Source organism: Nocardioides aurantiacus (assembly GCF_003752505.1).
In the GTDB taxonomy this organism is placed as follows: domain Bacteria; phylum Actinomycetota; class Actinomycetes; order Propionibacteriales; family Nocardioidaceae; genus Marmoricola; species Marmoricola aurantiacus.
Map to the genome: position 1 here is coordinate 1,160,226 of NZ_RKHO01000001.1, position 12,125 is coordinate 1,172,350.

Sequence of the window (12,125 nt, forward strand, 5' to 3'; positions counted from 1 at the left end):
CGGCGACGTCACAACGACGTGGCCAGCTCGCGACGACGCTGCCGGGCCAGGGCCCGCTCGTGGTCGATGCCGACGAACCCGGCCAGCGCCACGCCCAGCGCGGCCCACAGCGTGGCCAGGGTGAGGAGCGAGGCGCGGCGGAAGAACCACAGCGTGTCGGCCGGGAAGTCGCCCACCTCGTTGACCGTCGGCATCAGGGTGCCGGCGACCATCACGACGAGGAGGTACGCCGAGACGCCGGCCACCGTGCCGAGGTAGGCCCCCGACGACGCGGCGGTCCGCCGTCCGACCAGCACCGCGACGAACGCGGCGGCGAGGGAGATCGCGACGAAGGAGAAGTAGAGGGCGGTGCGGTCGCCGATGGTCTCGCCGCTGCCGACGGCGGGCGGGGTGGCGGGGTACTTCAGGAAGGGCACGAGGGCGAAGGCCACGAAGCCGACCAGGGCCACGAGACCCGTGGACTGGCGCGGGGTGAGCCGGCCGATGCGGCCCACCGCGAAGGCGGAGGCGAGGCCGACCAGGCCGCCCAGGGCGATGCCCACGGCGAGGTTGCCGGTCAGCAGCCCCAGCGTGGACTGGACGGTGCGGGAGACCACCGCGTCCTCGTCGCCGTGCGAGTGCTCGGCAGGCGTGCCGGGGGCGTGGTCGTGCGGCTCGGTGGCCGAGGCGCCCGCGGAGCTCTCCAGGCCGATGGCGGTCTCGACCTGCGGCTCGCCCACGACGTAGGCGACGGCGAAGGCGGCGAGACCGGCGATCAGTCCGGCGAGGAGCCCGCGGACGAGAAAGGTGCGTGCGGTCATGACGGGTCCGTTCGAGGGGACCGGAGACCGGGCGTGGAGCGATCGCCCGGAGACCGGGACGAGAAGAGGCGCGTGGTCCCGGAGGACCGGGCGATCAGTGGCAGGGGAAGGCCAGCAGGTGCCGGCCGTCGTGCACGAACTCGTGGACCAGCGTGCCGGAGGACAGCGAGAACGCACCCTGCTCGGCGCCGACGAAGAACAGGACCAGGGTCCCGAGCAGGCCGAAGAACAGGGCACAGGGGGCCAGCTCGGCGAGGGGGATCGAGGGGAGCTGGACCTCGACGGCGGGGGATGCGGCGGTGCTCGACATGAGTCCTCCAAGGGATGCGTGCGTCCCTGGTAGATGGGGTGGTGGACGGACTCGAGGGTCTGACTCCACCGCCGCCCGACGATCGTGATGACCGTCTGGAGGAGGTGTCACAGTAGCGCGACTGTGCCGGATTCCCACCGGCTTCCTCGTGCCCGCGCGCTCACCCTAGGGCATCAGGAGGCCCCGTGGGGGAGCGCGTCCAGCGCGGCGAGCAGCTGGGTCGTGTGCGCCTCCGGGCGGACGGCGATCCGCACCCACGCGGGTCCCAGCCCGGGGAAGGTGTCGGCCCGGCGTACGGCGACCCCGGCGGCGCGCAGCGCGGCGTGCACGCCCTCGCCGACCTCGGCCAGGACGAACGACGTCGCGGAGGGCACGTGGGCGATCCCGCGCTCGGCGAGGCCCTTCTCCAGGGCCGTGCGCCACCCCGCGACGGTGTGCGCGCGGCGCTCGGACTCCTCCGCCGCGGCGGGGCTCGCGCAGGCGGTCGTCGCGGCGGCGGCGGTGCTCGAGACCGACCACGGCGTCTGGGCCCGCCGCAGCTCCGCGACGACGTCGGGCGCTCCCAGCAGGTAGCCCGCCCGCACGCCGGGGATGGCCCAGTGCTTGGTCAGGCTGCGGAGCACGACGAGGCCGGCACGGGTCCTCGCCGTCAGCGACTCGCCCTCGCCCGGGACGGTGTCCATGAACGCCTCGTCGACGACGACGAGCCGGTGCGGCCGGAGCAGCTGCTCGACGACGGCGGCGGGGTGCAGCACCCCCGTCGGGTTGGTGGGGTTGCCGACGACCACGAGGTCGGCGTCCTCGGGCACGGCCGCCGGGTCGAGCGCGAACCCGCTCTCCCGGGTGCAGGTCACCGTGGTGACCGCGTGGCCGGCCTGCTCCAGCGCGGCGTGCGGCTCGGTGAACTGCGGGTGCACCACGACCGGGCGGCGCCACGGCCGCAGCCGGGCGACGAGGGTGAACGCCTCGGCCGCGCCGGCGGTGGCGAGCACCTCCTCGGGCGCGCGGCCGTGGCGCGCGGCGACCGCGGCCTCGGCGGCGGTCGGCGAGGGGTAGCGGTCGACCAGCTCGAGGCTCTCGTGGAGGGCGGCGTCCAGCCAGGGCGGCCGCGGGCCGGCGTACACGTTCACGGCGAGGTCCAGCAGCCCCGGCTCCGCCTCGACGTCGCCGTGGTGGCGCAGGGGGTCGGGCAGGAGATCTGGGTTCGGCGGCGGGACCGGGGTCGCGACCGGCTCGACCGAGGAGGTGTCCCGGGTCCCCGAGGAGGTCGCTCCGCGACCGTCCCGGAGGGCGGCGTGGGCGGCGTCGGCGAACCGCTGGGCGAGGTGGGGGTGGCCGGCCCAGTGGGTGTGGAGGTACGACGCGTGGACGCTGTCGCTGGCGAAGCCGGTCGCCTCGCCGTCGATCGCCCAGCCGGCGACCCAGGGGCCCTCGGAGCCGGCCGGCGGGTCGGTGCGGGTGCGGTGGAACTCGTGCCCGGTGACCTCCTCCCCGGCCCGGGTGAGCAGCGAGTCGGTGGTCGCCGTGGCGCGCGGGTAGCGCAACGTCAGCCGCGGCGTCATCGCGGCGGTGGCCGACAGCGCGCCCACCATGGGGGAGTCGTCGACGGTGTCGCAGAGGTAGAGCAGGCCGGCGCACTCCGCGACGGTCGGTACGCCGCGGGCGACCGCCGCGCGCAGGTCCTCGCGCAGCGACGCGTTGGCCGTGAGGGTCTCGGCGTGGACCTCGGGGAAGCCGCCGCCGAGGTAGAGCCCGCTGGTGCCCGCGGGCAGGAAGGCGTCGGTGAGCGGGTCGAAGGCGACGACGTCGCACCCGGCGGCGCGGAGCAGCTCCTCGGTCTCGGTGTAGCGGAAGGTGAAGGCGCGGCCGCCGGCCATCGCGACGACGGGACGCGCGTCCGAGACGGGGGCACAGACCTCGGCGGCCGGGTCCCACGGCGTCTCGTCGAGGTCGGGCGCGGAGGCGGCCAGCTCCATCAACGCCTGCAGGTCGACGCTCTCGGCGACGTGCTCGGCCAGGCGGTCGAGCGCGTGGGCGGCCTCGTCGCGCTCCGCGGCGGGCACCAGTCCGAGGTGGCGCGAGGGGGCCGAGAAGGCGTCGTCGCGGCCGATGGTGCCCAGCACGGGCACGCGGATCGAGCTGCGGACCTCGGCGACCTGGCGGGGCGACCCGGCCTTGTTGAGGATCACGCCGGCGACGGTGATCCGGGGGTCGAAGGTGGACATCCCGTGCACGACCGCGCCGATCGAGCGCGAGGAGCGGGAGATGTCGACGACCAGCACCACCGGCGTACGGGTGAGGTGGGCGACGTGGGCGGTGGAGGAGAACCCCTCGCCGCCCATGCGCCCGTCGAAGAGCCCCATCACGCCCTCGACCACGGCGACGTCGGCGCCGGCGGCGCCGTGCAGCAGCAGCGGGGCGACGCGCTCCTCGCCGACGAGGTGGGGGTCGAGGTTGCGGCCGGGCCGCCCACTGGCGAGGGCGTGGTAGCCCGGGTCGATGTAGTCGGGCCCGACCTTGTGGCCGCTGACCTCGTGGCCGGCACGCGACAGCGCCGCCATCAGCCCGGTCGCGACGGTCGTCTTGCCCTGGCCGGTGGCGGGGGCGGCCACGACGAACCGGGGGAGCCGGGTGCTCACGGCGTCACCACTCGATGCCCTTCTGGCCCTTCTGGCCGCGGTCCATCTGGTGCTTGACCTTGGTCATCTCCGTGACCAGGTCGGCGACCTCGACGAGGCGGGGGTGGGCGCGGCGGCCGGTGACGACGACGTACTGGCGGCCCGGGCGGTTCGCGAGCGTCTCCACGACGTCGTCGACGTCGACCCAGCCCCACTCCATCGGGTAGGTGAACTCGTCGAGCACGAGCAGGTCGTGGCTCTCCTCGGCCAGCCGGCGCTTGACCTCGGCCCAGCCCTCGGCGGCCTCGACGGCGTGGTCGGTCTCCGAGCCCTCCTTGCGCGACCACGACCAGCCGGCGCCCATCTTGTGCCACTCCACGGGCCCGCCCTCGCCGGTCTCCCGGTGCAGCTCGCCGAGCCGCTCCAGCACGGTCTGCTCGCCGATGCGCCACTTGGCGGACTTCACGAACTGGAAGACCCCGACGTTCCAGCCCTGGTTCCAGGCGCGGATGGCGAGGCCGAAGGCGGCGGTCGACTTCCCCTTGCCGTCGCCCGTGTGGACCATCAGCAGCGGCTGCTGGCGGCGCTCGCGCGTGGACAGCCCGTCGTCGGGCACGGTCAGCGGCTTGCCCTGCGGCATCAGGCGGCTCCTTCGGTGGAGGACAGCGGACGGACGGACTGCTGGACGAGCGAGGTGAGCCGGTCGGCGCTGACGTCGGCGACGGGCACGTGCTCGGCGCGCAGGTGCTCGGCGAGCACGCCCGCGAGCCCGAGGCGCATTGCGCCGCTCTCGCAGTCCACGACCAGCGCGTCGACGCCGTCGGCGGCGAGGTGGGCCGCGACCTGGCGCGACCGGGCGACGGCGTCGGCGCCGGAGGTGGCGCGGCCGTCGGTGACCACCACGAGCAGCGGCCGGCGGCGGGGGTCGCGCACCTTCTCCAGGCGCAGCACGCGGGCCGCCTCGAGCAGGCCCTCGGCGAGCGGGGTGCGGCCTCCGGCCGGCAGGTCCTGCAGCCGCGTCGCGGCGATGTCGACCGAGCGGGTCGGCGGCAGCGCGAGGTCGGCGCCGTGGCCGCGGAAGGTGACCAGGCCGACCTTGTCGCGGCGGCGGTAGGCGTCGAGCAGCAGCGAGAGGATCGCGGTCTTGACCTGCTCCATCCGGCGTCGGGCGGCCATCGAGCCCGACGCGTCCACGCAGAACAGCACCAGGTTGGACTCCTGGCCCTCCCGGGTGGCGACACGCAGGTCGTCGCCGCGGAACAGCAGCCGGCCCGACGTACGGCCGCGGAGGACCTGGTGCGGCGCGGCCGCCCGGACGGTCTCGGCGAGGTGGAGGGTGCCGTCCCCGCCGACGCTGCGCCGCGAGCCCGTACGCCGACCCGACTCGGTCACCGCCCGGCTACGCTTGCCCGCCTCGCCCGCACCCGTGCCCCGCACCGTGAACAGCCGGGTGCGGTAGGGCTCGCTCGCCGCATGGACGGTGCCGGGCGGCTGCGGGTCACCCGGTGCGTCGGGCGGGCCGGTCGTCGGGGGAGACGCCTCGGGGTCGGGCCCGTCCTGCTGCGGCGGGACGTCATCGGAACTGTGGTCTCCAGGCCCCGATGATGATGACGTCCCGGGCGGGGGAGCGTCGCCGGGGCCGTCCGTCCCGTCACCGGCGTCGCCGGCAGGGTCGCCGTCCGCGTCGCCGTCAGGGTCGTCGTCCGGGCCCGCGAGGGGGTCCTCGGAGGGGCCCTGCGGCTGCGGGTCCTCGGGCGGCTCCGGGTCGGGCTCGTCGTCGCCGAGGATGCGGTCGAGCAGGTCCTCGTCGAGGCCGGGGGCGTCGAAGGGGTTGCGGCGGCGCCGGTGGGGCAGCGCCAGCCGGGCCGCGGCGCGGATGTCCTGGGTCAGCACCCGGCGGCGGCCGTGCCACGCGGCGTGGGCGACGGCGGTGCGGGCGGTGACGATGTCGGCGCGCATGCCGTCGACCTCGAAGGCGGCGCACACCTCGGCGATCTTGAGCAGTGCCCCGTCGCCGAGCACGACCGCCGCGACCTGCTCCTGCGCGGCGCGGATGCGCTCGGTCAGCGCCCGCTCGTCCTCGTCGTACGCCGCGGCGAACGCGTCGGGGTCGGCGTCGAAGGCCAGCCGGCGGCGTACGACCTCGACGCGGAGCGCCGGGTCGCGCGGCGCCGCCACCTCGACGGTGAGCCCGAACCGGTCGAGCAGCTGCGGGCGCAGCTCGCCCTCCTCGGGGTTCATGGTCCCGACGAGCACGAAGCGCGCGGCGTGCTCGACCGAGACGCCGTCGCGCTCCACGGTCGAGCGGCCCATCGCGGCGGCGTCGAGCAGCAGGTCGACGAGGTGGTCGTGGAGCAGGTTGACCTCGTCGACGTAGAGGATGCCGCGGTGGGCGCGGGCGAGCAGGCCGGGCTCGTACTCCGCCCTGCCCTCCGACAGCGCCCGCTCGAGGTGCAGCGAGCCGAGCACGCGGTCCTCGGTGGCACCCACCGGGAGCTCGACGAGCCGCACCGGTCGGGACTCGACCGGGGCGTCGGCGGCGAACGGCCCGTCGGGCGAGAGCGGCGCGCGGTCGCGCGGGTCGGTCGAGAACCGGTCACCGGCGACGACGTCGATGGCGGGCAGCACCGAGGCGAGGGCACGCACGATCGTCGACTTGGCGGTGCCCTTCTCGCCGCGGACCAGCACCCCGCCCACGTCGGGCGAGATGGTGGTGAGGACGAGGGCGAGCGCCATGTCGTCGGACCCGACGACGGCGCTGAAGGGAAACTGCTGTGGCACGGAGGCTCCCGCTCGTGGCCAGGGGAAAAAGTGGCGCGAGGCCGGTCTTCGGACTTCCCGGTTCCACGTCGTAGGACGCGTCCCGGGTCACCGCAGCGGGCCTGTGCCGGAGTCTCACCGGCTTCCCAGATTCTCCCGTCGGGACGCGGTGGGGCTGGGTCGTGCTGCGTCCGTCGGGGCACCTCGTGCCTGTCGGGCGTCACGATAGCGTCTGCCCTCGTGACCTCCGGAGCCCGACCGCGCGTGACGGTCGTCGGCCTCGGCGCCGACGGCTGGGACGGCCTCCCCGAGCGGCTGCGCGAGGTGGTCCGGTCGGCGCCGGTCCTGTTGGGCGGGCAGCGCCACCTCGACCTGCTGCCGACCGTGGCCGGCCAGGTCCGCGAGCCCTGGCCCTCGCCGCTGCGCGACGGCCTCCCCGCCCTGCTGACCGCCCTGCTCGCCCGCCACGAGCATGCGGTCGCGCTGGCCTCGGGCGACCCGATGCTCTCCGGCATCGGCACCACCCTGGTCGGGTTGCTCGGCGCCGACGCGGTGCGCGTCGAGCCGGCCGTCTCCTCGGTCGCGCTGGCCCGCGCCCGGCTGGGCTGGTCGGTCGAGTCCTCGGAGACGGTGACGCTGGTCGGCCGCGACCCCGACCTGCTGCGGCGCGCGCTCGCGCCCGGCCGCCGGCTGCTGGTGCTCTCCTCCGACGAGCACACGCCGGCCACGGTGGCCGCGCTGCTGGTCGAGCAGGGGTACGCCGGGTCGCGGGTCGTCGTGCTGGGCGACCTCGGCGGCCCCGAGGAGTCGCGACGCGAGGCCACGGCCGGCGCCTGGTCGGGACCCTCGCCCCGGCTGCACGTGCTCGCGCTGGAGCTCGCCGGCCCGGTGGTCGGGTCGTGGACCGCCGGGCTGCCCGACGCGGCGTACGAGCACGACGGGCAGCTGACCAAGCGCGACCTCCGCGCCGCCGCGCTGGCCCGGCTCGCGCCGCAGCCCGGCCAGCTGCTCTGGGACGTCGGTGCCGGCGCCGGGTCGGTCGGCATCGAGTGGGCCCGGGCCCACCCGACCTGCCGCACCGTCGCCGTCGAGGCCCACCCCGAGCGGGCTGCCCGCGTGGCGCGCAACGCCGCCGCGCTCGGGGTCCCGGGCCTTGAGGTCGTCGAGGGCCGTGCCCCGGACGCGCTCGCCGACCTCGAGCCGCCCGACGCGGTCTTCGTCGGCGGGGGAGCGACCCGCCCTGGCGTCCTCGAGGCGTGCCTGGCCGCGCTGCGTCCCGGCGGCCGCCTCGTCGTGCACGGCGTGACGCTGGAGACCGAGACGCTGCTGGCAGGGGCGTACGCCGCCCACGGCGGCGAGCTGACCCGCCACTCGGTCGAGACGGCCGAGCCGATCGGCGGCTTCACCGGCTGGACCCCCGCCCGCGCCGTCGTGCAGTGGGCGCACGTGAAGCCGTCCGAGCCCGACCCCCAGGAGACCCCGTGACCGTCCACTTCGTCGGCGCCGGACCCGGTGCCGCCGACCTGATCACGCTGCGCGCCGCCACGATGCTGGCCGCCGCCGACGTGGTGCTCTACCCCGGCACCTACCTCGACACCGAGGTGCTCGGCCACGCCCGCGCGGACGCGCGGCTGGTCGACACCCAGGACCTCGACCTCGACCAGATCCTGGGTGAGCTCGTGGAGGCCCACCGGGCCGGTCGCGACGTGGTGCGGCTCGTCTCCGGCGACCCCTCGCTCTACTCCGCCGTGGCCGAGCAGGCCCGCCGGCTCGACGCCGCCGGGGTCGCGTGGGACGTCACCCCCGGCGTCCCGGCGTACGCCGCCGCTGCCGCCGCCGTGGGCCGCGAGCTCACCGTCCCGCTGGTCAGCCAGTCGGTCGTGCTGACCCGCGCCCAGGCCCGGTCCACGGCGATGCCCGAGAGCGAGGCGCTGGCCCGGTTCGCCGCGACCAGGGCCACCCTGGCGCTGCACCTCGCGATCACGCGGACCCGCGAGCTGATGGCCGAGCTGGAGGGCGAGTACGGCGCCGACTGCCCCGTCGTGGTCGTCCACCGCGCCAGCCAGCCCGAGGAGCAGGTGCTGCGCGGCACCGTCGCCGACATCGCCGACCAGGTCGAGGCGGCCGGGCTGCGCCAGGCGGCCGTCGTGCTGGTCGGCCGCGCGCTCGACCCGTCGGGCGGCGGCGAGTCGTTCCTCTACGACCCCGCCCGCGACCGGAGCAGCAAGCGCCCCTGACCGCTCAGGACGGCGTCGAGCGGGCCGTCCACACCGCGCCGGACGCGGACCGGCGGGTGCCGGTCGAGCCGATGACCAGCAGGCACTTCATGTCCACCGACGCGGCGTCGAGGTCGGCCAGCGTGGTCACGGTGAGCGACTCCTCGGCGCGACCGACGTCGCGGCCGACCACGACCACGGTGTCGGCCGACCGGTGCTCGAGCAGGATCTTCTGCGCCTCGACGACCTGGTCGGTGCGCGAGCGCGAGGCGGGGTTGTAGATCGCCAGCACCAGGTCGGCGTCGGCCACGGCCCGCAGCCGCTTCTCGATCAGCGACCAGGGCTTGAGCCGGTCCGAGAGGCTCATCACCGCGAAGTCGCCGCCGATCGGGGCGCCCGCCCGCGCGGCCACGGCCTGCACGGCGCTGACGCCGGGCAGGACCCGCACCGCCACCCCGTCGTACGCCGGGTCCTCGGCCGCCTCGTAGACCGCCGCCGCCATCCCGAACACGCCCGCGTCGCCGCCGGAGACCACCGCGACCCGCTCGCCGGCCAGCGCGAGGTCGAGCGCGAGCCGCGACCGGTCGAGCTCGACGGTGTTGCCCGACGCGTGCCGGGTCAGGCCGGCGCGCTGCGGCACCCGGTTGACGTAGGGCGCGTAGCCGACGACGTGGTCCACCCCCGCCAGCGCCTCGGTGACCTCGGGGGTGATCCAGCGGTCGGGTCCGGGGCCGAGCCCGACGACCAGCACCTCGCCGGTCGTGGGGCCGGCCGCCACGGGCGCCGCCACCGGCGTGCGCCGCCCCGCCGGGTCGTCCGACGCGCTGTCGCCGGCGACCACGATGAGGGAGAAGTAGGGCACCGTCGTCGGGTCGACGTCGGCCACCGGCAGCCACCGCTCGGCGGGCATCGAGGCGCGCTCGACGTAGACCGCGTGCTCGAGCCGGCCGGCCTGCGCCAGGGCGGAGCGGACGGCGGGGAAGGTGCGGCCGAGCTTCATGATGATGGCGCCGTCGGTGTCGGCCAGGCGGCGCGCGAGCTCGGCCTCGGGCAGCGTGCCGGGCAGGATCGTCAGCACGTCGGTCTGCCTGACCAGCGGCGCGGCGACCGAGGCGGTGGCGGCGGCGAAGGCCGGCACGCCCGGCACGACCTCGGTCGGGAAGCGGTCGGCGAGCCGGTCGTGCATGTACATGTAGGACCCGTAGAACAGCGGGTCGCCCTCGGCCAGCAGCACCACGGTGCGACCGGCCTCGAGGTGCGCGGCCAGGCGGGCGGCGGACTCCTCGTAGAAGGCGGCGATCGCGCCGGCGTACCCGCCCGGGTGGTCGGTGGCGCCGGTCGTCACCGGGTAGCGCAGCTCCTCCTCGACGACGTCGTCGGGGATCAGGTCGGCGGCGATGCGACGCGCGTTGGACTGCTTGCCGACGCCCGCGTGGTAGGCCACCACGTCGGCCTCGCCGATCAGCCGGGCGGCCTTGAGGGTGACCAGCTCGGGGTCGCCGGGGCCCAGGCCGACGCCGTAGAAGCGCCCGAGGGGCCGGCTGGTCGCCTGGGTGCTCACTCCGCCTCCTGGGCCAGCGCGTTGACGGCCGAGGCGGTCATGGCCGAGCCACCGCGTCGGCCGCGGACGGTCAGGAACGGCACGTCGATGCCGTGGTCGGCGGCCAGCGAGGCCAGCGCGTCCTTGGACTCCGCCGCCCCGATGAAACCGACCGGGCAGCCGACGATCGCGGCCGGCCGGGGCGCCCCGTCGATGAGCATCTCGAGCAGGTGGAACAGTGCGGTGGGGGCGTTGCCGATGGCCACGACCGCGCCCTCGAGGTGCGGCTCCCACAGCGAGACGGCCGCCGCGGAGCGGGTGGTGCCCCAGTCGCGGGCCAGGCTCGGCACGGCCGGGTCGCGCAGCAGGCAGATGACGTCGTTGTCCTTCGGCAGCCGGGCGCGGGTGACGCCGGAGGCGACCATGTGGGCGTCGGCGAGCACCGGCGCGCCGGCCTCGAGGGCGGCCCGGGCGGCGGGCACCAGGTCGGGGTGGAAGACGAGGTCGTGGACGAGGTCGGTCTGGCCGGTCCCGTGCACCATCCGCACCGCCACGGTCGGCGCCCCCTCGGGCAGGCCGTCCAGCGCGGTCTCGCGGCGGATGGTCGCGAAGGAGTCGACGTAGATGGCGGGGCCGGAGTCGACGTAGTCGTAGTGGCGCGGGGGGCGCTTCAGCACGCTCACGCGACCACCTCCCGGCCCGACTCCGCGGGCACGACGACGCCGTGCCACGGCGTCACGACGAGCTCTCGACCCGGCGCCACGAGCCGGTCGACGAGGTCGGCGTCGAGCACCCCGTCGGGCACGGCGACGTGGTCGCCACCGCTCTGCGGACCGTACGCCGCCCGCTCGCTCGCCGCGGGCACCCGCGGGTCGCGCGGGCCTGCCGGGTGCAGCGGGGCGTCGAGCTCCTCGACGTGCCACGGGGCGGTCGGCCCGGTGCCGCGGACGGCGAGGAAGCGCGCCGCCAGGTCGACCAGCAGCCGCGGTGCCTCGGTGAGCGTGACCACGGGCCCCCACGCGTCACCGACGCGCAGCTGGCCGGTGCGCTCGTCGAGCGCGACCAGGCCGAGGTCGGTGCCGCGGTCGACCAGGTCGCCGCGGCCGTCGTCGAGCACCTGCAGGAAACGGCCCGGGAGGTCGGCCAGGGCAGGGTCGGCGCGGAGCAGCTCGTCCAGCTCGTCGGCCACGGGCCGCAGGTCCGCCCGCCCGCCCGCCAGCCCGCTGAACGGCGAGACCATGACGTTGCGCCCCAGCTCGTGGCTGCGCGAGGGCAGCAGACCGGTCGCCTCGACCGCCGCCACGACCTCGTCGGGCAGGGCACCGGTGGTCGGGTCGGACCAGGGCAGGGCGCGCAGCTGCAGGTTGGCCCGGCCGGTGAGGTGCAGCCGGCCGTCGCCGTGGGTCCTCGCCACCGCGGCCAGCCCGGCCAGCGACGCGGCGGGGACGCGTCCACCGACCAGCCGGACCCGGACCAGGGCGCCGTCGTCGGCCGCCCACGGGCGCAGCACGCCGGGGCACAGATCGCGCCGGGAGCGGGTGGAGGTGGGGGTCACCGGGTGGTCCTCGGGGGTCAGGGGCCCGTGCGCGTGGCCCTGTCACGACCCCGCGGCTGTTGCCGCGGAGGCCAGCAGGTCTTCGGACTCGGGTTCCACCGGGGAGGAGCGCCTTCCCGGACCGGTTGGTCCAGTGGCTGTCGTGAGACCTGCTCCGCCCGTCACCCACACCGCTGCGCGTCAGTCCCGGACTCTCACCGGGTTCCCTCGACTGGCACGGGCACGCTACCAACCGTTCGTCCTTCCCGGCACCCGCCGTGGGGGTGGGGTGGACGCGAGTCCTCCGACCGCGGCTCCGCGCCGCCCGCGCAGCGCCGCCCACCACC

The 12,125-nt window shown here is 76.2% G+C and carries 10 protein-coding genes and 2 riboswitches; of the genes, 2 read left to right on the forward strand and 8 right to left on the reverse strand.

The features are described from left to right. Nucleotides 1–8 precede the first annotated feature (8 nt). The 5 genes from EDD33_RS05555 to EDD33_RS05575 form a co-directional block, all read right to left on the reverse strand. Entirely contained in the window at nt 9–800 is a 792-nt protein-coding gene (locus EDD33_RS05555) for a CbtA family protein (protein WP_123389457.1), read from the reverse strand. Nucleotides 801–894: 94 nt separating this feature from the next. Further along, on the reverse strand, nt 895–1,110 hold the full coding sequence (locus tag EDD33_RS05560; protein ID WP_123389458.1) for a CbtB domain-containing protein: 216 nt from the start codon (nt 1,108–1,110) through the stop codon (nt 895–897). A 173-nt stretch (nt 1,111–1,283) separates the two neighbouring features. After that, nucleotides 1,284–3,749 carry a bifunctional hydrogenobyrinic acid a,c-diamide synthase/histidinol phosphate aminotransferase CobBC gene (gene cobBC / locus EDD33_RS05565; protein ID WP_211332434.1) on the reverse strand — a complete coding sequence of 822 codons (2,466 nt, stop codon included), beginning with the start codon at nt 3,747–3,749 and terminating at the stop codon, nt 1,284–1,286. A 4-nt stretch (nt 3,750–3,753) separates the two neighbouring features. After that, on the reverse strand, nt 3,754–4,368 hold the full coding sequence (gene cobO, locus EDD33_RS05570; RefSeq protein WP_123389459.1) for a cob(I)yrinic acid a,c-diamide adenosyltransferase: 615 nt from the start codon (nt 4,366–4,368) through the stop codon (nt 3,754–3,756). Next, nucleotides 4,368–6,509: a VWA domain-containing protein gene (locus tag EDD33_RS05575; RefSeq protein WP_246003378.1), complete on the reverse strand. Its 2,142-nt coding sequence runs from the start codon at nt 6,507–6,509 to the stop codon at nt 4,368–4,370. The genes cobO and EDD33_RS05575 overlap by 1 nt, the downstream gene beginning before the upstream one ends. 22 nt (nt 6,510–6,531) lie before the next feature. After that, nucleotides 6,532–6,673, reverse strand: a riboswitch (cobalamin riboswitch). A 55-nt stretch (nt 6,674–6,728) separates the two neighbouring features. Here EDD33_RS05575 and cbiE point away from each other — a divergent pair. Further along, complete coding sequence (cbiE, locus tag EDD33_RS05580; RefSeq protein ID WP_246003379.1) at nt 6,729–7,973, forward strand: precorrin-6y C5,15-methyltransferase (decarboxylating) subunit CbiE; 1,245 nt, start codon at nt 6,729–6,731, stop codon at nt 7,971–7,973. Further along, nucleotides 7,970–8,725 (forward strand): precorrin-4 C(11)-methyltransferase, encoded by a 756-nt coding sequence (gene cobM, locus EDD33_RS05585; protein WP_123389460.1) that lies wholly within the window; start codon nt 7,970–7,972, stop codon nt 8,723–8,725. Before cbiE ends, cobM begins: the two co-directional genes overlap by 4 nt. A 4-nt stretch (nt 8,726–8,729) precedes the next feature. Here cobM and EDD33_RS05590 read toward each other — a convergent pair whose 3' ends face one another. Genes EDD33_RS05590 through EDD33_RS05600 form a run of 3 tightly spaced genes read right to left on the reverse strand, consistent with a single transcriptional unit; the run spans nt 8,730 to nt 11,799 of the window. Beyond that, nucleotides 8,730–10,265: a precorrin-2 C(20)-methyltransferase gene (locus tag EDD33_RS05590; protein ID WP_123389461.1), complete on the reverse strand. Its 1,536-nt coding sequence runs from the start codon at nt 10,263–10,265 to the stop codon at nt 8,730–8,732. Continuing rightward, a complete protein-coding gene (locus EDD33_RS05595; RefSeq protein WP_211332655.1) occupies nt 10,262–10,921 on the reverse strand; it encodes a precorrin-8X methylmutase in 660 nt (219 codons plus the stop codon). Before EDD33_RS05595 ends, EDD33_RS05590 begins: the two co-directional genes overlap by 4 nt. A gap of 2 nt (nt 10,922–10,923) precedes the next feature. Further along, on the reverse strand, nt 10,924–11,799 hold the full coding sequence (locus EDD33_RS05600; RefSeq protein WP_123389463.1) for a nitrite reductase: 876 nt from the start codon (nt 11,797–11,799) through the stop codon (nt 10,924–10,926). 56 nt (nt 11,800–11,855) lie between these two features. Further along, a riboswitch (cobalamin riboswitch) is annotated at nt 11,856–12,030 on the reverse strand. Nucleotides 12,031–12,125 lie beyond the last annotated feature (95 nt).